The sequence below is a fragment of the Actinomadura alba genome (assembly GCF_014323705.1).
Classification (GTDB): domain Bacteria; phylum Actinomycetota; class Actinomycetes; order Streptosporangiales; family Streptosporangiaceae; genus Actinomadura_C; species Actinomadura_C alba.
On sequence record NZ_JABVEC010000008.1, the window covers coordinates 61,822 to 82,556 of the forward strand.

The following is a 20,735-nucleotide window of genomic DNA, read 5'->3' on the forward strand; positions in this document are numbered from 1 at the left end:
ACGGCGACCGCCACGGGGCCGGGAGAGGAGGCGATCCACCGTGACCGACGCGGATCTGCGAACGCCATCGCTCCGGCTCCCCGCCGGAAGCGGGCCCTGGCTGCGCTCGAGGCTCCGGCCGTCCTATCGCGGGCTGCTCATCGCCTTCTCGTCTCAGCTGCTCGCCATTCCACTGTTCGTCGTCGGCGTGCTGTCCATCGCCTACATGGGGCTCGGTATCGGAATCGCTGCGGTACCGCTCGTGATGAGCGGCGTCCGCGCCTACGCCGAGCTCCAACGGCGGTGCGCACGGGAGTGGTCGGGCGTCGACATTCCGTCCCCCTACCGGCCCCAGCCGGAATTCGCACGCGACCTGATCGGTCTCTGGCGGCGCTGCCGGTGGCTGCTCACCGACCCCGCGACGTGGCGCGACCTGCTCTGGCTGCTCCTCAATGCCCCGGTGGGCCTGGCCTTGGGGCTCCTGCCCGCCGGCCTGCTCGTGTACGCCCTCGAGGGCGTGCTCGTGGCACCGTGGCTCGGGCATGTCACCTGGTACGGCTATGGGGCGATCTGGCCGATCGACGGCCTGCTCGACTCGGTCCTGGTGATCGTTCAGGGTGCCATCCTCCTGCCGCTCGGGCTGGCCGCCGGCCCGTGGATCATCAAGGGCCACGCGCTGTTCACCCGGTGGCTGCTGGGCCCCACCCGGAAGGCGCAACTCGCCGTGCGGGTGCACCGCCTGACCGAGACCCGTTCCGACGCGGTCGACGCCTCGGCCGCCGAACTGCGCCGCATCGAACGCGACCTGCACGACGGCGCCCAGGCCCGCCTCGCCGCTCTCGGCATGAGCCTCGGCATGGCCGAGGACCTCCTCAAGACCGACCCCGAGGCGGCCCAGCAACTGCTCTTCGAGGCCCGTAAGGCCAGCGGCCAGGCCCTCGCCGAACTCCGCGACCTGGTCCGTGGCATCCATCCGCCCGTACTGGTCGAACGCGGTCTCGACGGTGCCGTCCGCGCCCTCGCCCTCAGCCTGCCGGTCCCGGTCGACGTCACCATCGAGCTGCCCGGCCGCCCACAGGCACCGGTGGAGTCGGCCGCCTACTTCGCCATCGCGGAGGCACTGGCCAATGTGGTCAAGCACAGCGAGGCGGCGCGGGCATTGGTACAGCTGCACCACGCCAAGGGCAGGCTGGTCATGCTGGTCGGCGACGACGGCATCGGTGGTGCCGACCCGGGCGGCGGCAGCGGCCTGCGCGGAATCGAGCGGCGGCTCGGCGCGTTCGATGGCACGATCGCAGTGACCAGTCCGCCCGGCGGACCTACAGCCGTCACCATGGAGCTTCCTTGCGAGTTGTCATCGCCGAAGATCTGGCCCTCCTCAGAGACGGGCTGATCCGGCTACTGACCGCCTATGAGTTCGAGGTCGTCGAGGCGGTCGACAACGGGCCGTCGCTGCTGCGGGCGCTGACCACCCACAAGCCCGATGTCGCCGTCGTGGACGTACGGCTTCCGCCGACATTCACCGACGAGGGGCTGCAGGCCGCGCTCGAGGCGCGCAAGCGGGTGCCGGGTCTGCCGGTGCTCGTCCTGTCACAGCACGTCGAACAGCTCTACGCCCGCGAACTGCTCTCCGACTCCCGCGGTGGCGTCGGCTATCTCCTCAAGGACCGGGTGATGGACGTCGGCCAGTTCGTCGAGGCGGTGCGCAGGGTGGCCGGCGGCGGCACCGCCCTGGACCCCGACGTCGTGTCCCAGTTGCTGGCCAGGCACGCCAGAGAGGAACCCCTCCAAGCGCTCACCCCCCGCGAGCGCGAGGTGCTCGGGCTGATGGCCGAGGGCCGCTCGAACGCCGCGATCGCGGGCAAGCTCTTCATCACCGAGAAGGCCATCAGCAAGCACACCAACAACATCTTCGGCAAGCTCGGCCTGCCACCGTCCGAGGACGACAACCGGCGGGTACTCGCCGTCATCGCCTATCTCAACGCCTGACCGTCACCGGCCCGCGTCGCCGGTCCCGGTGACCTCGTCACGTTCGTGCAGCTGGGCCAGGTCGGCCGCCGCCCGCCCGTGCAGCCACCCGTCACGGTCGCCGGCCGTGGTCACCGCCGAGCGGCCCAGCCTCGGGAACATCCTGCCGACGGCCTGATCGACCGCCTCCTCGCGCGCGGCGAGCGCCGGCAGCAGGTCCGTGCCCGGCGATTCCGCCGCCGCCTCGCGCTCGGCCGCCTCGGTGACCTCGCCCAGCCGCTCCCCGATCCGTTGGGCGTACGCGACCAGGAACGAACGGCGGAACGACCGGGTGCGGGGTCGTCCTCCGTCTCCTCGACGCGGCCCGGCGGCGACCATCGCGGCGGTCGCCTGCACCAGCAGTGAGGTGAACAGCAGCTCCACCGCGTCCAGGTCGGCGGGGAAGCCGAGCACCGTGCAGAAGCCGAGCCCGCGGTGCCACACCACCCGGCACCGGTTCGCCCGGGCGACGGCGTCGAGCAGCATCGTCTTCGGCGACTCGTAGGGGTCGTCCACGCCGACCCTGCGGCCGGCCGGCTCGTCGCCGCGGGCCCCGGCCCTGGCCCCGGCGGCCAGAAGCGCGTCGTCGATGCGGTGCCGGGCCATCAACTGCTGAGCCCGAGCCGACAGCGCCTCGGCCTCCTCGGGGAACTCGGTGGACTCCGCCTTGGCGAGCAGTGCCCGCACCCGGGCGAGCGTACGCTCGTCGTCCACCGCCCGCGCGGGGACGCCCGCCTCCGCACCGCCGGTCCCGGCCTCACCCGGCGGCGGGCACAGCCGAGGCAGCTCCGGCAGCGTGGCGAGCACGGCCAGCACGTCGAGCGCGGTGGCGATCGCCGCAGGGCGGTCGAGACCCCCGCGAGCGGGCCGCTCAGCCGGTTCGGCGTCGCCTCGGCCGGGCCACGTCCGTGCGCCGAGGGCGGCGAGTTGCGCCCGCCACCGCTCGTCGACGGCCGCCGCGGAGTAGCGGCGCATCTCCGCGGCGATCATGTCGGTGGCCATTCGCGCATGCCGGGCGCCATGCCGGCGGCGGACGATCCGTACGACGTCGGCGGGCTGCCAGCCGAGCCGCCAGGCGGCGGTGACCGCCAAGGTCTCACGGTGGGCCAGCGCATGATCGACCACCCTGGACCAGTCGGGTTCACCGGGCCGGTCCGACAGCTCCGCCGCACACCGTGCGAAGGCCGCGGGGTCGCCTCGCAGCCGGGCGCTGAGTGCTCCGGACAGCAGTCGGTCGGCCGCGGCCTGCGCCGTGCGCCCGGGCCCACCGGACGCCCGGCGATGCCGCCACCGCCCGCCCGTCCGCTCCGAGCCTCGCCGCCCGGCGCTGTCGTCCACGGTCCCCCACCCGAATCCCGGCGTGCTGATGGGGCCGCATACTGCCACAGGCGCGTTCGTCCGAGAGTGCGCCATCACGGTGCACTCATGAGATGGCGACCTGCGAATAGCGGTTTCACATGGCTTCGTCGTGATAGCCGCTATTCACCACAATCGGCGCTCAATGCCGCATACGCTGATCCATTGTGAGCAGTCAGGACCAGATAGCGACGTACCCGGTGTGGCAACGCGAAGTCCCGGCCGCCCGACCGGCCCGCCGCCGCGAGCCGCCCTCCCCGAAGCGAGCTCTCTATGCGCGTCTGGAGGAGCTCCGCTTCCGCAGTGGGGTCACCATGCTGGTCACCACGGCGGGTGTGCTGGCGCTCGTCGTCGGCGGGGTCGGGATCGCGCTGCACGACGGGGCCGGCGGGAGCGCTCAGGGACCGCGCATGGTGGGGGCCTCGACCGGTTCGTCACCGACCGCGTCTCCCCCGGCGCCATCGGCCTCGGCCGACCCGACCCGCGGCGAACGGGTCCCTCCGCTGGTGCCCGTGACGCCCGGGAAGGTCGCGCCTCCGCCGCGGTCGGTGGACGACCCGGCGACCCGGCCCGCGCCTCGGACGACCGAGCGGCCGGTACGGCGGGAGCGCCCCGAGTGGAGGCAGGGGCCGCACCAGCGCGACCGTGACCGGTCCGACCGGCGACGGTGGCGCGACCGGCCATGGTGGCGTCATCGGTGACACGACGGTCCGTCCGTCCGTCACGTCCGGCGGCGGGCCGGTCCGAACACCGGATCGGCCCGCGCCGACCGAGGAAAGAACGCCCTTCAACCCCGGGTACTGCAGCTACTCGCTGCCGCCGTGGAAACAGGTATGGCCGCCGATCCGGAGTGGGCGCCCCGGCGGAAGTGGCGACTCCAGCGGCTCGTGTACCGGGATGCCTGACCAGTCGATGCGCGATGGCTCGTCATCCGGCTCTTGTTGTATTCGAGCGTTCAGGTCGTACTCGGCGATGTGCCGCCCGGGTCGATGGATCTGCAGGACCAGTTCCGCGTCCTCATCGTCCAAATCGTCCTGTGTCAAATACGCGCTTAGCCTCTTATCGACGTGAGCACGCGCATCAGCGACAGACCTGAACAGCAGAGACTCGCTGTCCCAATCGTTATTGGAAATCCAGAAACAGCCGCGCAGCAGGGCGAACCCATGACGTCCGCAGCTCATCTCGTTCGGCGACGGCCGGCCGCTGGGCGCCGCGTCAAGGTACTCCAGACTGGACTGGGCACAACCGTCCCAAGGATCCCTGCGCATCGCCTCCTCGTATGCCGCGACGGCACCGTCGCGGTCACCCGACCAGGTGAGCGCATGTCCCAGGTACAACGGCACGAGGGGATCTTCGGGGTCGGCGTTCAGAGCCGCTCGCGCCGCCTGGACGGCCTGCTCCGCGAGCGGACGGCTCACACATTCCTCGTCATGCTCTTCCATCCCGTTAAGCAATGTGCCGTCGTCGTCATCGAAATCGCAATTCACGTTGAACAAAACGGCATGCCGCAGGGAAAACGTCGCGGCCATCGAGCGCAGGATGGCAATTGTGGCGGCGGCCTCCGCGTCGCCAGGAACCGCCTCTTCCTCGGCCTCATCGCAGAATTGCCGTGCAGTGGCCAGCAGCTCGGCATTCTCCCGCTCGCCGTCAAAATGCCTGAGCAAGAACTCACACTTGGCGAGTAGGTGACTCGCGCGTACCAACCCGGCGTCCAGATCTCGTTCAGCCATGAGGCGGCAGCCTACAGCCAGCGGTAAGAGCGCATTGGCCTCCAAGGGCCCGGGACGGGTCAGTGCCGGCTGACCGAGGCGCAACCGGAGGCGCTGAAAGACGAACTGGAATGGGGCCCGGCCACGCACGGCTGGACGACCAGCGCTGGACCCTGGCCCGGATCGCCGCGGTGATCAAAGAGCGGTTCGGGGTGGAGTACACGCTGCGCGGCACGTCCCTATCTGCAGCACCGGATCGACCGGTCGCCGCAGGTCCCCGCCATCGCGCGCCGTCGATCAAACGCCACCTCAAACGCACGCAGTACAGGCCCGGCCTCCTCGCTGCCACCGGCCTGCACCTGAACCGCCGCAACGTCAGGCTTTCAACCTCTGTAGCGGCCGGAGAACGGCCCCGGAGTCGTCTCGGCCAGCGGCATCGCAGAGCTCCAACGCCGTTTTCTTGAGAGAATTCCCATATAGCCGATTCCGATGTTTGGCGATCAAGAATGCAGCCCAATAAGAATGGCGTTCTGTTCGCTTATCACGGTTACATCTCGACCACATGTTCGCTACCATGTTCGAAGACTTGCTTTTGCCTATCGGGGATTGCGCGGGAGGGAGGTGTCTTCGGGTGGTCGGTGTCGAGGTCGATGAGTTGCCGGGCATTTCGGGGACGCTTCCCGGCCCGCGATTGGCCGGTGAGCTCGCCGAGCTACCGCTGGGCGGGTTGGATGAGCACGGTGTGGTGGAGGCGATGCGGGCGGCTCGTCGGTTGACCTCGTGGGCGGAGTCGTTGGAGCTCGCGGCGATCGCGGAGCTGGACCGGCGTCGTCAGGCCCAGGCGGATCGGTGCGGGGCATGGACGACGGTGGAGATGAGCCGGGCGCTGTGCGATGAGATCTCCGCTGCGCTGACGTTGTCGGGCACCGCCGCGGCGATTCAGCTGGGACTGGCGAGCATGCTGGAAGGTCCGCTGCTGGAAACCGGCCGGGCCCTTGCGGAAGGCCGCATCGACAGCAGGAAAGCGCGGGTGATCTGTGACGGTGTCCTCGGGATTGATCACGACATCGCCCGTAAGGTTGAGGCTCTGGTGTTGCCCGACGCGCTGCGGCTGACCGCCCGGCAGCTGGCGGTACGGGTCCGTAAAGCGGTCAAAGACGCCGACCCGGAGGCTTATGAGCGGCGTCGTAAGGCGACTGAGAAGGGCCGCCGGGTGGAGTTGTACGACAACCCCGACGGCACCGCCGATCTGACCGCCCGTGATCTGCCCGCCGAGGACGCCGACGCCGCCTACAACTACGTCAACGCACTCGCGAACGCGCTCAAGGCCGACGGAGACGAACGGCCCATCGACGCCATCCGCGCCGACGTCCTCCTGGAACTGCTGCGGGGCAGACACCCCGCAGACCTCTTCCCCACAGCCGCCGACCCCCAGCAGGGTCCACCCCCGCCTGCGGAAGCTACCCCCGCACCCGGGGACTCCGCACCCGAACCCAAGCCGGAACCCGAGGAGACCGCACCCGCAGACCCCGAGCCCGAGGACTCCGCACCCGGGGACTCCGCACCTGCGGACTCCGAACCCGGGGACACTGCACCCGGGGACTCCGGCACCTCGGCAGCCGCCCCGCAGGGAGCCGAGACCGAAGCGGCCGGGGAGCCGGCAGCCACGGCGGCTGAGACCGTCGCGTCTCAGCGGGCCATCGGCCGTCCCGGCCGCCCCGGCCGCACACGACGGACCGGTTCCGGGCGGCCCAGCGAAACCGACAACGACACCGGACGCGAAGAAGCCACCGGGCGCGAGGAGGCCGCCGCGATCGCCCGGGCGGCCCGCGACCAGCTGACCGACCTGCTCGGCCAGATCCGCCACCAGAACGGGCCCGGGGAGAGGCGGTTGCTGATCACCGAAGCCGCCCACCGCATCAAGGACGCGCTCTCCCCGCTCAAGATCCGCTGGTGCGCCCTGGCCGTCGACACAGGCGGCGACCCCGTCCACGGGCACGACGGCTACCGGCCACCTGCCGGAATGCGCCGCCTCATCCAAACCAGAGACGGCACCTGCACCTTCCCCACCTGCAACCGCCGCGCCACACAATGTGATCTGGATCATACGATTCCGTATCACAAAGGCGGGCCGACCTGCCCCTGCAACCTCGCCGCACTGTGTCGCGCCCACCATTTGTTGAAACAACATCCCGACTGGACCTTGATCCAGCTGTGGCCCGGTGTTCTGCTGTGGATCTCACCCACCGGCCACTGGTACCTCACCGACCCCAGCCCCTGACCGGCCACCGGGAACCAACCGCGAAATGCGGCAGGCTCACCAATGCGCACCCGGCCACCGCTCCCCGGTGGCCGGCTCGGGAGATGGCACCTTTGGGAGGGCACGGCGGTGCGGTGTTGGGGGTAGTGGGTCGCGATTGCGAACCGCCACCGCACCGCCGTGCCGGTCTGTGGGCTCACAGCCGAGACGCTGCACGGCCCTGGGCGATGACGAGTGCCGTGACCTCCGGGCGATCAGCCGACTGGAGGATGTACCGGCCATCCGCGAACCAGTGGAAGGTGCCTCGACGGCACCAGACGGTCAGCTCCACGGTCACCGAGAGGACCGAGATGCCACCGTCATGAGCCACGTACAGATGCCGGAACCCGTGGCCGCGCAGCGCCGTGGCCAGCCGATGGATCGCCTCACGAGGGCACGGCGGTACGGCGTCCAGCGGAAGGTGCCACGCGATCATGACGGCCGCCGGTGGAAGACCGCGGTGACCGTACGGCTCCGCTCAGTGCCGCACCAGCCCCACCACGTCGCAAGCGCGTCGGCGGTGAGCAGCCCGAAGCCGTGCTCAGCGAACCCGCCGTACCCGATTCGAGGCTCAGCCGGACCGCCCTGATCTGTCACGGCCAGCGCGACGCCGCACCTCCAGCGGCGCAGTTCCAGGACATACGCGCCGCCTACCGCACCACTACGCGTGTGCGTGAGGGCGTTGGCCACCAGTTCGCCGGCGACCTGCACCACGTCATCGACGTCTGCGAAGTCCGCGAGCAGGAACCGCACGAACGCACGGGCGTCGTGCGCCTGCTCCCGCACCCCGCGGAACGCCCTCCGCCACACCATCGGTGGCCGACGGCCGCGGACCGGACCGTCGAATATCGCCCCGGTCACGTCGATGACCTGGTTCGATGCCATGCCGAGCCCCTCTCTCGCCATGCGAACCGGCATGACGTAACGAGAGCGACCCACTACCCGCTGTACACATTGCACTACACGCAGGCACAATGGCAATCCACTCTTTGGTGATTTACCAAGATTCTTTGGCCGCCCAGCAGGAGAAGCCCCATGCCCCCCGGTTACAGCCCGACCCTGCGCAACCGCCGACTGCGCGCGCTATTGCGTCACCTCCGCGAACAACGTGGGATGACACTCGAACAGGCCGCCCGCCAAGTGGACTGGACAGGCGCAAAGCTCAGCCGGATCGAGACCGGCCAGCGGGGCGCGCACCCTAACGACGTGCGCGCGCTCACCGACGTGTACGAAGTGACCGGCGAGGAACGCGAGGCCCTGATCAGACTGGCGCGCGAGGCGCGGCAGCGCGGCTGGTGGCAGCCCTATGGAAGCGCATTGCCCTCCGGGTTCGAGACCTATGTCGGCCTGGAGTCCGAAGCATCCGGCATCTCCGCATACGCGCCAGAGCTGATTCCAGGGCTCATGCAGACCGAGGATTATGCCCGGGCCCAGATGAGAGCAGCTCCAGTTCCAGATTCCGACGAGGAGATCGACAAGCGCATCGCAGTACGCATAACCCGACAGGCGCGCCTTACCTCCGCGACGCCGCCTGAGCTCTGGGTCATCCTTAACGAAGCAGTGCTCCACCGACAAGTCGGCGGACCGGCCACACTACGCGCCCAGCATGAACGCATCATCGATCTGGCACAACAACCTACGATCACAGTCCAGATCCTGCCGTTCTCCTCAGGGGCACACCCGGCCACGCACGGAGCGTTCGTATCCTTGGGCTTCCCACAGCCCGAAGACGTGGACGTCGTGTACGTGGAGTACCTGACAGGACGTGCTTTCCTGGAAGCACCGGATGAGATCGCCCGCTATACGCTGGTCTTGAACCATCTGCGGGCGAGTGCGTTGAGTCCCGACGATTCACTCACCCTCATCCGGACACTGGCGCGCAAGCTCTAATGCAGGAGGAGAGCGGTCATGACATCCCTTGACCTGGCTGGCGCACAATGGCGAAAGAGCAGCTCCAGCGGCCATGACGGCGGAGAGTGTGTGGAACTGACCACCGTTGAAAAACTCATCGGTGTCCGTGATTCAAAGAACCCCACCGGGCCGATCTTGTTCTTTGAGCCCCAGGTGTGGGCGAGTTTTGTCGAACAGGTCAAGTCCAGCGGCTGACATCGGCCACCAGGCCGTACCGGCCAATGCCTGAGGATCACGGCGACCAACCCCCGTCCTTCGTCAAGGGCACAGAATGACCCGCCCGCGCCTCTTCCATGTACATGGCCAACAGGTTGCGGTTCTTACATGCCTCCGGCGGGGCTCCGGCTCCGGATGGCCGAAAAGCCCGCCGCCGCAAGGCCTGTCAGGGGTGAAGGTGGAAGTCTGGTGGAACGTATGCGCTATCTGCGCCCCCACTTGAGGAGCGTCCGGGTGACGGCGGGCACGTCCTCAGGACGCGCTCTAAGCAGCGCTACAAGGCCGAGCACGAACCAACCAGCGCAGAGCAAGACAACAAGGACAACAGACACGACAGACCGCCCTTCGAGACCGGTACCTGTCGCTGGCCCGATTCATGTTGCAGGAGCACCCATTGTGTGTGCGACTGCAACACCTGCAATGCGTTGTGCGCCGAGGCAGGAGCACGACACAAAACAGACGCCAGCTACAGCATTGAGCTTAGGGTTACACGCGCCGCAGCATGCGTCAATCGATCGCACGAAACAATTGCGGAACGGACGGCTCCGTTCGTGCTGTCGGTGTGAGGCCTCGGGACATGCTTAACCGTTCGTTCTCAGGCCACGGTTAACCGCCGCACGGCATGATTCCCGCCCGAAGCAGCGGTGGTGACGGGGTCCTCGGGGGCGGGTTTGGACCAGCAGGCGCTGGTGGAGTACCGGTATCGGGCGGTGCAGGAAGTCCTGAGCGGTTCACCGATCGGGGAGGTCGCGACCCGGTGCGGGACCTCACGGCAGTCGGTGCATACCTGGCGGGCGCGGTTCCAGCAGGGAGGTCTGCCGAACCTGGCCGACCGTTCGCGTCGGTCGAGGTCCAGCCGACTAGTCCGCTGGGAATGCCAGGCGCGTCTTCAGGTGCCCGGGAGCAATGCCCCGGCGGCGACCAGTGTCGGTGGGCCGAGCACGGGGGCGTCCGTGACGTCGGCGACGACACAGGTGATGTCCTCCTCGTGCCCGTTCCACCGGGCGAGATCGAGCAGGCGCGAGACCGCCGCGGCTGGATCGGGCTCGGTCAGGAGTACCTCGTAACGCTGCATGACGTCCGAATGAAAGGACAGCGCTTCGCAGCACAGCAGATAGCGGTCGCCGGGCCTGGCGTCGCGCGACATGATGTACGGCTTGTTGCCGGTGTCCGCGTTGAGCAGGGGACCGGTCGGCCGCACCATGCGCGGATCCATGCCGAGGACGCACGGCGGCCCTTCGTCCATGGTGATCTGGGAGAGCTCCGAGTCGCGCAGCATGTACGCCTGCGTGATCCCGAAGTCGACCAGGGCCAACCTGTCGCCCGCGCAGACCAGAGCGGTGAAGGCCGTCCCCATCCCCGCGAGTTCCCGGCGGCGACCGCACAACGCCCGTATCCGGTCCCGCGCCTGCTCCACCGCCTCCCGCACACTGGGGACGAGGGCGTCCGGCGGCATCTCGGTGTCACAGGCCCGGAGGGCGTCGATGACGAATGCCGCGGCGATCTCGCCGCCCACGCCCTCGCCGTCGGCGATCGCGAGCAGCCGCGCACCGGCATAGCCGGCGTCCTGGTTGATGCGGCGGCCTCTTCCGGTGTGCGAACCCGCGGCCGAGATGAACGTCATGTTGCGTATGACGCGCCGACCGTCATCAGAGATCAGGCCGGATCCGGCCCGGCCCTGCGTACGGCCCGGCGGCCGGCGACGCCGCGTGGATTCAGGGGGTACAGCCGCAGGTTCGGCGGTCGGCGGAGCCGGCCGGCCGGAGTCGCGGAGGTGTGGCGTCGGCCCTGGCACGGTCCTCGTCGGTGAGGACGGTCGCGGGTATCGGTATGACCGCTTCGAGGCCCGGTGTCGTGACCCCGCTGAAATCTCCCCACGGCCCGATCGACTCGCGCATCGCTCCCCCGTTCCGTGCCGGTGCCGTGTCCGCCCCCGGGCCGGCGCAGCGAGCATAGAGGAGACCGCGCGCTCCTTTCTCCTATGTGACGATTCGGCTCTCCTACGTGACGATTCGGCTGCCGTTCCATGACTCGCCTATGGCACCGGAGCGGGCGTCGACACTCCACCGGTCAGGGGATCGACCTTCCACCGGTCACAGGTAGGCCTCCACGAGGGCGTGCGAGCGCTCCCAGAGCGCCAGAGCGAGTTCCCGGTCGTCGGCCTGCGGATTGACCTTCGCGCCCCTGGTGAAACCGTCGTAGTAGGCGCCGTTTGCGCCCTCGATCTCGGGTGTGGTGGCGAGCCAGACCAGGGGCTCGGCGCCGCCCTCGTCGTTCAGCTGAAGCATGCGCAGTGGCGTGCGATTGATGACACGTACGGTCGGAGAACCGTCAGCGAAACGGGTCGGCGCACCCATGCGACGGATCGGCGCCCTCGTACCGCGCGGAGCGGGCTTGGGATGGAAGCAGACGGCATCGATGCCGGTCCCTTCGGTACGGCGGGCGAGCTCACGGGTGAACAGGACGTTCATCAGCTTGCTGGTGGCATAAGCGATCCAGCCGCCGCCGTAACGGCGCTTCTCCCATTCGAGGTCGTCCATGCGCAGCCTGCCGAACCGGTTGCCGAGGCTCGAGGTGGTGACGATCCGGACCCGGGCGTCTCGCGCGCTCGCCCGTAGCCTCGGCAACAGCAGCGTGGTGAGCAGGAAGGGCGCCAGGTGGTTGGCCTGGAAGGTCAGTTCGTGTCCGTCGGCGGTGACCTGGCGGGCGGCGACCAGTCCCCCGGCGTTGTTGGCCAGTACGTCGATGCGCGGGCAGCGTTCGAGCAGCGCGGCGGCCAGGTCTTTCACGTGTTCGAGGTGGGCGAAATCGGCGACCAACGGCTCGGTGCCGAGTTGCGCGGCCACGCGAGCGGTGCGTTCGGGTGAGCGCCCCACGGGCACCACGTCGGCACCGAGGTCGGCGAACCGCCGCGCGGCCACGGCTCCGATGCCCGAACTCGCACCCGTGATCACGACGGTCCGGCCGGTCATATCGGTCAGGACGTTCGGTTCTGTCATCGCGTACTCCTCTCGTACGGGCACTACACGGCCGCGGGTCGTGGCTCCTGCCGCTCCACGTCGTCCTCGACCGGCTCTTCGAGCGCACGGCCTTCCACGTCGATGTCGGGCAGTGCCCGGTCGAGCCAGCGGGGCAGCCACCACGCGCGGTGCCCCAGCAGGGTCAGCGCGGCGGGCACGATGGTCATCCGGACCACGAACGCGTCGAACAGGGTGGCGCCGGCCAGGGCGAAGCCGATGGACTTGACCAGCAGGTCCGGGGACAGGATGAAGCCGGAGAAGACCGCGGCCATGATGATCGCGGCGGCGGTGACCACCCGGGCGCTGTGGCCGAACCCGGTCACGATGGCGTTCGTCGGTTCGGCCCCGCGCACGTACGCCTCGCGCATCCGGGTGACGAGGAAGATCTGGTAGTCCATGGCCAGGCCGAACACGACGCCGATCAGGAAGATCGGCAGGGCACTGAGGATGGGCGCGGTCTGTGTCACGCCGAACAGGCCGGCCAGCCAGCCCCACTGGAAGACCGCGACCACCGCCCCGAACGTGGCGGCGATGCTGAGCAGGAAGCCGAGGGTCGCCTTGACCGGGATGAGCACGGACCGGAAGACGAGTGCCAGCAGGATGATGGCCAAGCCGACGACCAGGGCGAGGTAGGGCACCATCGCCTCGGCGAGCTTCTCGGACATGTCGATGTTCAGCGCCGTCAGGCCGGTCACGGCGACGCCCGCGCCGGTCGTGGCGCGCAGGCCGGCGCCTTGGTCGCGAATGTCGGCGACCAGGTCCGCGGTTTGCCGGCTGCTGGGTGCCCCGCGCGGCACCACGGTGAGGAGCGCGGTGTCGCCGGCCGGGTTGACGGCGGGCGGGGTGACCGCGGCGACCCCGGGGAGCCCCGAGACGGTGGCGGAGACCTGCCGGACGGCGCCTTGCGGGTCGCCGCTGCCGGCGGTGTCGACGACGAGGATGAGCGGGCCGTTGAAACCGGGGCCGAACCCCTCCGCGAGCAGGTCGTACGCCTTGCGCTGGGTCGAGTCCGGAGGGGCGATGCCGTCGTCCGGAAGGCCGAGGCGCAGACCCAGGGCGGGAACCGCGATGACCATCAGGCCGATCGCGGCCGCGGCGAGGGTGATGACCGGATGGCGGGTCACGAGCCGGGCCCACCGGCTCGGCCGAACCGGCGCGGCGCCACGGTCCTCCGGCACCTGGCCACGCGTGTCGGCGCGGCGCCTGCCGAGGACGCGCCCGCCCGCGAAGCCGATCAGCGCGGGCAGCAGGGTAAGCGCGATCAGTACCGCGACGATCACTGTGGCCGCGGCGGCCAGGCCGGCCTGTGTCAGGAAGGGGATGCCCACGACCCACAGGCCGGACAGGACGATGACGACGGTGAGCCCGGCGAAGACGACGGCCGACCCCGCAGTCCCGACGGCACGCCCGGCCGCCTCCCGCGCGTCGGGTGTACGGCTGAACTCGTACCGGTAGCGGATGAGGATGAACAGCGAGTAGTCGATCGCCACCGCGAGTCCGATCATGATCGCGAGGGTGACGATGGACGCGCTGAGGTCGACGAACCCGGTGGCCGCGATGATGCCGGTCAGGCTGACGGCGATTCCGAGCAGAGCCGTCAGCAGCGGCAGCCCGGCGGCGATCAATGAGCCGAAGGTGATCACTAGTACGACGGCGGCGACGCCGACACCGATGACCTCCTGCAGCCTCTGTTCGGAGGACGCCTCGATCGCGTCGCCACCGATCTCCACCGTCAGGCCCGCGTCGCGACCTGCACCTGCCGCCCGGGTCAGCCCGTCGCGGGCCTCTTCGCCCAGGTCGGCGGCCGCCACCCGGAAGGTGACCTGCGCGTAGCCGACCGTACCGGCCGGGTTGATCGCCCGAGCGGTGAAGGGGTCGGCCACACCGGCGACGTCGGGTACGGTCCGCAGCCCGGCGACGGCCTGCTCGATACCGGCCCTGAGCTCGGCCTCGGTCAGCCGCCGCCCGTCCGGTGCGGCGAACACCACCCTCGCGGTCGCGCCGTCGGCCGCGGCCTGCGGGAAGCGATCGTCGAGCATGTCGATCGCGCGCTGGGCCTCGGTGCCCGGCACCGACAGGCCGTTGGCGGTCGGCCCGGAGAGCGTCGCGGCGGCGACACCGGACACCACGAGCAGGCCCAGCCACAGAGCGGTCACCAACCGCCGGCGTCGATGGGCGAACCGGCCGAGCCGGTAGAGGTACTGGGCCACGAGCGAACTCCATCCTCGAACATGCCGACACCTGTGCGAGACACAATGTCTCATCACAGATTCACTGTGTCAACTAATGGCACGATGATGTAAAGTCGCTGGTGATGAGCAGGAGCGCAGCCCTCCGCGACCACGTGGCCGCCGGAATCCTCGACATCGCGGCCTCGGTCTTGGCCGAGCGCGGCGAGCAGGCGAACATGACCGAGATCGCCGAGGCGGCCGGCGTATCGCGGGCCACCCTGTACCGCTACTTCCCGAACCGCGAGGCGCTGCTGCGGGCGCTCCAGGAGACCGCGATCACAGACCTCACGGCACGCATCGCCGACGCCCGGCTCGACACGGTGCCGGCGGATGAGGCGATCGCCCGGTTGACCCGCGCGGTGATCGCCGCGACCAGCAAGTACCGCGCGCTGGCCCTGTTCGGCAAAACCCGCGAAGTCTCAGCGCGCTTCGATCACAACATCATCGAGCCGGCCCGCGCGGTGTTCCACCGTGGCGAGATCGAGGAAACGTTCCGGACCGACCTGCCGAACCAGACCCTGATCGAGCTCTATTTCGGTCTCGTGGAGGGCGCCGTGTCCCGGGTCATCCAGGGGCGACTGGGCGTCGAGCAGGCGAGCGCCGCCATCACAACGATCTTCCTCACCGGCGCGCTCCGCGACCCGGCACGTCGCTGACGGTCATCGGCCACCGCCCGTTGCTCGGGCGGTGGAGCGAGACCGCGTATCTGCCGCCTCCTCGTGCGGAGCGAGGATCCGACTCCGGAGCGGCCCCACCGCGTGGGTGGGGCCGCTCCTTATGGAGGCCGGGGACTGGGGCCGGGGTCCCCGGCGTGGGGCCGATTCAATGACGCCGATTCAGGTGTCGCCTATTTGACGTAGGCGATGCCGTCGGTGATGACGTTGGGGCGTCCAGAGGTCCCCGCTACGACGATCTTGATGGTGTGCTTGCCGCTGGTGCTCCAGTTCTTGGTCCAGATGATCTGGCGGTAGGCCGAGGAAGCGGCCCGGCTGTCGATGAAGGCGGTCTTGACACCGTCGACGTACACGTAGAAGGCACCGGTGTTGGTCGCTCGCTTGATGATGAGACCGGCTGAGCGGCCGGTGAAGGTGTAACTGGCGGTGGCACCCTTGCCGGAGGCGTAGTACGCCCTGCTGCCGAGGTAGTAGCTGTAGGTCGTCGTCTTCCAGGTGCCGGTGCGTACCGAACTGGACTCGTGGAGGATTGCGGTCGTTCGGGTCGCCGCCGAGCTCGCGGTGTTCCCGGCCGCGTCGGCCGCGGTCAGCGACCATGCCATGGAGGTGTTCATCTTGGCGTAGGCCGACCACGAGGTCGTCGTCGGCGTGAAGGTCGCCGCGGAGGGCGAGGTGGCCTTGACCGTCTGCAGCAGCCGGTTGTCGGTGGCCTTCCAGCCGAGCCGGACCGGTGTCGAGCCCCCTGTGCTGACCGAGCCGGTACGAATCGTGAGACCGGCCGGAGTGGTGAAGACCGGCGCTGTCGCGTCGGCGACCACCGGGTATGCGGGCGATGACACCGTGGTGCCCTTGATGTTGGTTGCGCGCAGCACGATGCTGTGGGAACCCGCGGCCAGGGTCACCTTCGCCGTGGTCGCCGTTCCGGTCGGCCTGGCGACGACCGTGCCGTCGACGACCACCTCGTAGCCGGACACGGCGGCCGGCTTCCAGCTGAGGGTCACCGTTCCCTTGGTGTAGTAGGTGGTGCCCACCTTGGTCGAGCCGCTGATCCCGGTGACGGCGACGGACGTGGCGGGGGTGGCCCACTGCTTGGCCTCGGTGCGGACGGTGCCGAGCTTGTCGTAGATCATTCTGCCGGGGCATACGGTGGCGAAGCCGTCGCGGTGCCCGGAGACGGTGTTGAAGGTGACCGCGGTGCCGGCCTTGAATTTGCCGTTGTCGATGGGGGTGGTCATCACGACCTTGCCGGTCGGGTCCCCGCCATGCAGGCCGAGCTTCCACGCGGCGACCTTGGCGACCGCGCTCAAGATCGCCTGCGTGGGTGCGAGGCCCACAGCTCCCGGTTTCGCAAGCTCCGCCGTACTGCTGTAGTCGCCGAGGACGGCCACCCCGGAGGAACCGGTGTTGAAGCCATAGGTCTGCGCGCCGATCACCGGCTTGTCGGCGCCTCCGGCACGGCCTTCGAAGATGGTGCCGCACTTGTCGACCAGGAAGTTGTAGCCGATGTCATTCCACCAGAGGCCTACTTCTTTGCCGTCTTTATCTAGGTAACCCACGTGGTAGAGCATGATCGACCGGATGATCTCGGCAGATTCACTACAGGTGTAGTCGTTCGTCTCTGCCGTGTGGTGGACGAACACCACCTTGGCCGACGGGGCGTACTCGGGGGGGTTCTTCACCAGGGTCTCGTCCGCGCCCCACTGGGCGCGGCTGACGATGGCCGGGCGCGGCGCCGTGCTGGTGGGAGCGGTCGCGGTGGGCGAGGCGCTCGGCGACGCGGATGCAGAGGGTGATGCCGGCGGCTCCGCGCTCGGCGAGGCGGACTGCGTCGGCGAGGCCGAGTCGGTGGGCGCCGGGCTGGTCGTTTCCGTCGCCGTCGCGCTCGCCGACGGGTCCGGAGGGGTCGGGTCGGTGGTGCTGACCGCTCCGGCCAGCGTCATCTGATCCGGCTGGTCTCCGGCTGCCTGCGGCGCCGGCTCGCGCCGCTCACCGCCGGGATCGACCAACTCGACGCGCAATCCCTGGGGAAGGGCGCCGCTCTTTCCGGCCACGCGGACCTGGACCCCGTTCGATGGGCCCACCCACAGCGGTTCCGAGCCGCCGCGCATCGGGCGGTCGGCGTGCGCACCAGGATCAGGGGCGGCGTCGTTGTTGGCCCCGATGGGCCGCCACGGCGACCATCTGCCGGCAGCCGCACTACGCGTACGGACCTGGACCGACCCGTCGAGGTCCGCACGGGCGTTGTCCCAGGTGACCCCGAGCAGACTGAACGGCTTCGTACGCGTGGGAGAGAGGCCCATGACCGGACGCTGCGCCGCCGTGTCCGACTCCGTGCTCGACATGGTGCGCAGCGCGAGCGTGTTCACCTGACCGGGACTGCGCCGCGACTCGGGCGAGGCCCCCGGAGAGCCGCCGTCGACGAGCACGTAGACCGCGGCACCGGCCAAGACCAGCCCGGCGGTGGACAGCGCGACCAGCACACGCCGTTTCATGACTCTCCGATCAACTGATGCGGCGCGGTACGACCGTGCCCGCCGAAGCCGGCCCTCCCGGGTGGACGGAGAGGGCGTGTTGCGAAAACAACTCCGAGTACTCCAGCGTCACGGCACTCGGTTTTGTCACATTAGCGGCAATCGTCACGTTGGGCACCGTTGGAATCTTCGGTCACGACTCCCCACGATTCCCACGATCGTCGAGTAACGTCACCATGCGCATCGGTCGTAGTAACGATCACGGTTGGAATGCTGGAGCCATGGGAGGGGATCGCACATGATCGAGCCCATCCCGGCTCACCGGCGCCCGGTGGGTGATCGTGTTGTCTGAGCGACGCGACGCCGAACTCGACGCCGTCCTGCGCGCGGCGCTGAACGGCGACGAGCACGCCTTCCGGATCGTGTTCCGCGATCTCAATCCGCGACTCATCCACTACCTGCGCGCATTGGTGGGCGCCGACGCCGAGGACGTGGCCGCGGAGGCGTGGAGTTCGATCGCGAGAGACCATCGATCGTTTCGAGGGGACTACGACAAGTTCCGCGGCTGGGCATCCGCCATTGCGAGGAATCGCGCGATCGACTTCCTGCGTCATCGACGGCGCCGCTCCGAGGTGCCCGCACCCGTCGAGGACATGATCGCTCTGGCCGGTCACGACCGTGAAGCCCAGGAGGCGCTCGACCGGGTCGTCACGGGTGACGCCGTGGAAATGATCACGGCGTTGCCGCGTCCCATGGCCGAGGCCGTGCTCCTGCGCGTGGCCATGGGCATGGACTCGAAGCAGGCGGGACGAGTGCTCGGCAAGAGCCCTGGAGCGGTCCGCACCGCGGCCTATCGCGGCCTTCGTGAGCTGGCCGAACGCCTGAAGGCCGAATCGGATACGGCAGAGGCGGAGCGGCCCTCGGTGAAGGAGAAGAGATGAGCGTCCGCCGCCGTAAGACGGATCGCCCTGAGATCGATCGCCGCGAGGCCGAGCGACTGCTCCGCGACGCCGCGTCCGGATCCGTGACCGATCCCGACCCGCTCGTACGCCTGCTCGCCACCGCGGCGGTTCCCCCGCCCGAGGGTGGGCCCTCGACCGGTGAAGAGAACGCCCTGGCCGCGTTCCGGACGGCACGCCGGACGCCGGCGGGCGCGATGGATCCGGTCAAGCCCGGACTCGCGCGGCTGCTCACCGTCAAGGGCGCCGCCGCCGTCTTCATGGCCACCACCATCGGCGGGGTGGCGCTGGCCGCCGGCACCGGACACCTACCGGACCGGCGACCGCATTCCCACCGTTCCCCGGTCACACCGGGTGAGACGCGGCCGGCCGGCACGCCGTCGAAGAGCACCGGCCCCACCACGGCGGCCACGCGACCCGCCCCGCCGCCGAGGCCGGTCGGTCTGTGCCGCGCGTACGAACTGAGCAGGCGCGGCGGCGAACGCGGCAAGGCGCTGAACGGCCCGGCGCTCGCCACCCTGACGAGGGCGGCGGGAGGCGAGAACAAGGTCGTCGGCTACTGCGCGAGACTGCTGCGGACCAAGCGTGGCGAAGGACCCGACGCGACACCGAAAGGCCAGGTCAGCAGGTCCCCGGCGAAACCGGATCCCCAGAAAGGGCGCTCCACCGGCAGGCCGGCGCACTCTCAGCATGACGATGCGGCGCCCGCCGGCTCAGCCCTGAGCGCAGACGCACTTGACAGCGTCCATAAGGTCGGCGATGCGAAGGGCCGGTCGTCTGACCAGGCCTTGTTCATCACGCTGAGGATTCATCTTGCGCAACTCGACCTGGCGCGTCGCGATACTGCTCGCCGCGCTGACGCCGGCCGCCGCCTGCGGCATCATCGAGGACCGCCGCCCCACGGCGGCCCGCTCCACTCCGCCACCTCCCCCACCGACTCCGGCGGTGACGCAGGCCGAGGCGAAGCGGGCGCTCGCCCTGTACGCGGCCCGCGTGAACAACGCGAACCGGCGGCTCTCCCCCAAGCTTGCCGCCCTCGCGGCGACCGGCTCGACCCTGCAGTTGCAGACCTCGAAGTACAAGATCTTCAAGGCGAACCGGTTGACGATCTCTCCGTACAAGTACGGCTCGGCGCTGGTCGCCGCACCGAAGTTCAGCGAGCACCCCCGGTGGTTCTTCGCCGCGCTCACCGACCGAGGGGGCAGTAAGCCGCTCAGGGACATCATCGTCCTCACGCAGGATCAGCCGGGTGCGCCGTGGCGAGCCGCCTACACTCCGCTGACGACGTCCCCCGCCACCGGCCCGCTCGCGGCGGGTGTGGACGTCGCCGACTTTCCCGACGTCGCTCCGCAGGACGACGCCTCACTGGTCCTGCCGCCGGCCCGGCTCTCGGGCGCTCTGGCCGATGTGCTGAACCGCGGGCCGCGCAGCGTCGACTACCGCTCACTCACCCTCGCGCCCTGGATCAAGACGAAGTACCGGAACCTCCGCGAGGACAAGACGGCCTTCCAGAGCAACGGCTGGACCGGCACCGCCGCCTACTCGAGTACGACGATGCCCACGTACGCCGTCCGCACCACATCGGGGGGCGCGCTCGTCTGGTCGGCCGTCGAGTTGAAGGAGACCTTCCGCCACACCCGCAGGGGTAACGGCATCACCTGGGAGCACAGTGAGTGGGGCGATCTGCTGCGGCCCTTCACCGGCGTTTCCACGGTGCAGAAGTCCCTCAACACCTTGGAGCGTGTCGAGGTTCTCGCCTATGTGCCGCCCAAGGGCAAGGGACGGATCCGATTTCTGGCGAACCGCTGGGCGCCCATCTCGATCCAGGGCCGCTGAGGCACGCGTCCGCCGAATCCCCACGAGTGCGCATCGGTGGTCACCCGGAACTGAATGCGATCGTGAA

General features: G+C 69.3%; 18 protein-coding genes and 1 pseudogene. 11 read left to right on the forward strand and 8 right to left on the reverse strand.

From position 1 onward, the window contains the following. Positions 1–40: 40 nt before the first annotated feature. Positions 41–1,372, forward strand: coding sequence for a sensor histidine kinase (locus tag HKK74_RS12850; RefSeq protein WP_187243406.1), 1,332 nt, complete (start codon positions 41–43; stop codon positions 1,370–1,372). Next, the gene (locus HKK74_RS12855; protein WP_187243407.1) at positions 1,324–1,968 is read left to right on the forward strand and encodes a LuxR C-terminal-related transcriptional regulator; all 645 of its coding nucleotides are present in this window, start codon (positions 1,324–1,326) and stop codon (positions 1,966–1,968) included. Before HKK74_RS12850 ends, HKK74_RS12855 begins: the two co-directional genes overlap by 49 nt. Before the next feature lie 3 nt (positions 1,969–1,971). Here HKK74_RS12855 and HKK74_RS12860 read toward each other — a convergent pair whose 3' ends face one another. Continuing rightward, the gene (locus HKK74_RS12860) at positions 1,972–3,324 is read right to left on the reverse strand and encodes a DUF2786 domain-containing protein (RefSeq protein WP_312881451.1); all 1,353 of its coding nucleotides are present in this window, start codon (positions 3,322–3,324) and stop codon (positions 1,972–1,974) included. Positions 3,325–3,509: 185 nt separating this feature from the next. On the opposite strand from HKK74_RS12860, the gene HKK74_RS12865 reads away from it, so the two are divergent. Next, the gene (locus HKK74_RS12865; protein WP_187243409.1) at positions 3,510–4,043 is read left to right on the forward strand and encodes a hypothetical protein; all 534 of its coding nucleotides are present in this window, start codon (positions 3,510–3,512) and stop codon (positions 4,041–4,043) included. Positions 4,044–4,148: 105 nt separating this feature from the next. Here the strand turns inward: HKK74_RS12865 and HKK74_RS12870 are convergent, their stop codons facing one another. Next, positions 4,149–5,072 carry a tetratricopeptide repeat protein gene (locus tag HKK74_RS12870; protein WP_187243410.1) on the reverse strand — a complete coding sequence of 308 codons (924 nt, stop codon included), beginning with the start codon at positions 5,070–5,072 and terminating at the stop codon, positions 4,149–4,151. A 110-nt stretch (positions 5,073–5,182) separates the two neighbouring features. On the opposite strand from HKK74_RS12870, the gene HKK74_RS41840 reads away from it, so the two are divergent. Beyond that, complete coding sequence (locus HKK74_RS41840; protein ID WP_187243411.1) at positions 5,183–5,515, forward strand: winged helix-turn-helix domain-containing protein; 333 nt, start codon at positions 5,183–5,185, stop codon at positions 5,513–5,515. 167 nt (positions 5,516–5,682) lie between these two features. After that, complete coding sequence (locus HKK74_RS12880; RefSeq protein WP_187243412.1) at positions 5,683–7,332, forward strand: HNH endonuclease signature motif containing protein; 1,650 nt, start codon at positions 5,683–5,685, stop codon at positions 7,330–7,332. A gap of 175 nt (positions 7,333–7,507) precedes the next feature. Here the strand turns inward: HKK74_RS12880 and HKK74_RS12885 are convergent, their stop codons facing one another. Both HKK74_RS12885 and HKK74_RS12890 read right to left on the reverse strand, forming a co-directional pair. Continuing rightward, positions 7,508–7,786 carry a hypothetical protein gene (locus HKK74_RS12885; protein WP_187243413.1) on the reverse strand — a complete coding sequence of 93 codons (279 nt, stop codon included), beginning with the start codon at positions 7,784–7,786 and terminating at the stop codon, positions 7,508–7,510. After that, on the reverse strand, positions 7,783–8,235 hold the full coding sequence (locus HKK74_RS12890) for an ATP-binding protein (RefSeq protein ID WP_246491508.1): 453 nt from the start codon (positions 8,233–8,235) through the stop codon (positions 7,783–7,785). Before HKK74_RS12890 ends, HKK74_RS12885 begins: the two co-directional genes overlap by 4 nt. 150 nt (positions 8,236–8,385) lie before the next feature. Between HKK74_RS12890 and HKK74_RS12895 the strand changes: the two genes are divergently transcribed. The 3 genes and pseudogenes from HKK74_RS12895 to HKK74_RS41845 all read left to right on the forward strand — a co-directional run. Beyond that, the gene (locus HKK74_RS12895; protein ID WP_187243414.1) at positions 8,386–9,240 is read left to right on the forward strand and encodes a helix-turn-helix domain-containing protein; all 855 of its coding nucleotides are present in this window, start codon (positions 8,386–8,388) and stop codon (positions 9,238–9,240) included. A gap of 18 nt (positions 9,241–9,258) precedes the next feature. Beyond that, the gene (locus tag HKK74_RS12900) at positions 9,259–9,456 is read left to right on the forward strand and encodes a DUF397 domain-containing protein (RefSeq protein WP_187243415.1); all 198 of its coding nucleotides are present in this window, start codon (positions 9,259–9,261) and stop codon (positions 9,454–9,456) included. 710 nt (positions 9,457–10,166) lie between these two features. Then, positions 10,167–10,331 (forward strand): annotated as a pseudogene (locus HKK74_RS41845) (helix-turn-helix domain-containing protein); the annotation flags it as partial. A 35-nt stretch (positions 10,332–10,366) separates the two neighbouring features. Here the strand turns inward: HKK74_RS41845 and HKK74_RS39835 are convergent. The 3 genes from HKK74_RS39835 to HKK74_RS12920 all read right to left on the reverse strand — a co-directional run bounded on the left by HKK74_RS39835 (position 10,367) and on the right by HKK74_RS12920 (position 14,707). Beyond that, positions 10,367–11,101, reverse strand: coding sequence for a PP2C family protein-serine/threonine phosphatase (locus HKK74_RS39835; protein ID WP_187243416.1), 735 nt, complete (start codon positions 11,099–11,101; stop codon positions 10,367–10,369). A 469-nt stretch (positions 11,102–11,570) separates the two neighbouring features. Next, a complete protein-coding gene (locus HKK74_RS12915) occupies positions 11,571–12,476 on the reverse strand; it encodes an SDR family NAD(P)-dependent oxidoreductase (RefSeq protein ID WP_222722209.1) in 906 nt (301 codons plus the stop codon). Positions 12,477–12,499: 23 nt separating this feature from the next. After that, positions 12,500–14,707 (reverse strand): MMPL family transporter, encoded by a 2,208-nt coding sequence (locus tag HKK74_RS12920; RefSeq protein WP_187243417.1) that lies wholly within the window; start codon positions 14,705–14,707, stop codon positions 12,500–12,502. A 104-nt stretch (positions 14,708–14,811) separates the two neighbouring features. Between HKK74_RS12920 and HKK74_RS12925 the strand changes: the two genes are divergently transcribed. Next, complete coding sequence (locus HKK74_RS12925; RefSeq protein WP_187243418.1) at positions 14,812–15,384, forward strand: TetR/AcrR family transcriptional regulator; 573 nt, start codon at positions 14,812–14,814, stop codon at positions 15,382–15,384. Positions 15,385–15,575: 191 nt separating this feature from the next. Here HKK74_RS12925 and HKK74_RS12930 read toward each other — a convergent pair whose 3' ends face one another. After that, complete coding sequence (locus HKK74_RS12930) at positions 15,576–17,894, reverse strand: N-acetylmuramoyl-L-alanine amidase (protein WP_187243419.1); 2,319 nt, start codon at positions 17,892–17,894, stop codon at positions 15,576–15,578. Between the two features lie 323 nt (positions 17,895–18,217). Between HKK74_RS12930 and HKK74_RS12935 the strand changes: the two genes are divergently transcribed. Both HKK74_RS12935 and HKK74_RS12940 read left to right on the forward strand, forming a co-directional pair. After that, on the forward strand, positions 18,218–18,814 hold the full coding sequence (locus tag HKK74_RS12935) for an RNA polymerase sigma factor (protein ID WP_222722211.1): 597 nt from the start codon (positions 18,218–18,220) through the stop codon (positions 18,812–18,814). Positions 18,815–19,645: 831 nt separating this feature from the next. Next, positions 19,646–20,668, forward strand: coding sequence for a DUF8094 domain-containing protein (locus HKK74_RS12940; RefSeq protein ID WP_187243421.1), 1,023 nt, complete (start codon positions 19,646–19,648; stop codon positions 20,666–20,668). The last annotated feature ends 67 nt before the right edge of the window (positions 20,669–20,735 follow it).

Coding starts and splice junctions, on each gene's coding strand:
- HKK74_RS12870 (WP_187243410.1), bottom strand. CDS start 5,072: ATGGCTGAACGAGATCTGGACGCCGGGTTGGTACGCGCGAGTCACCTA.
- HKK74_RS12895 (WP_187243414.1), top strand. CDS start 8,386: ATGCCCCCCGGTTACAGCCCGACCCTGCGCAACCGCCGACTGCGCGCG.
- HKK74_RS12930 (WP_187243419.1), bottom strand. CDS start 17,894: ATGAAACGGCGTGTGCTGGTCGCGCTGTCCACCGCCGGGCTGGTCTTG.
- HKK74_RS12890 (WP_246491508.1), bottom strand. CDS start 8,235: ATGGCATCGAACCAGGTCATCGACGTGACCGGGGCGATATTCGACGGT.
- HKK74_RS12925 (WP_187243418.1), top strand. CDS start 14,812: ATGAGCAGGAGCGCAGCCCTCCGCGACCACGTGGCCGCCGGAATCCTC.
- HKK74_RS12885 (WP_187243413.1), bottom strand. CDS start 7,786: ATGATCGCGTGGCACCTTCCGCTGGACGCCGTACCGCCGTGCCCTCGT.
- HKK74_RS39835 (WP_187243416.1), bottom strand. CDS start 11,101: ATGACGTTCATCTCGGCCGCGGGTTCGCACACCGGAAGAGGCCGCCGC.
- HKK74_RS12900 (WP_187243415.1), top strand. CDS start 9,259: ATGACATCCCTTGACCTGGCTGGCGCACAATGGCGAAAGAGCAGCTCC.
- HKK74_RS41840 (WP_187243411.1), top strand. CDS start 5,183: ATGGGGCCCGGCCACGCACGGCTGGACGACCAGCGCTGGACCCTGGCC.
- HKK74_RS12915 (WP_222722209.1), bottom strand. CDS start 12,476: ATGACAGAACCGAACGTCCTGACCGATATGACCGGCCGGACCGTCGTG.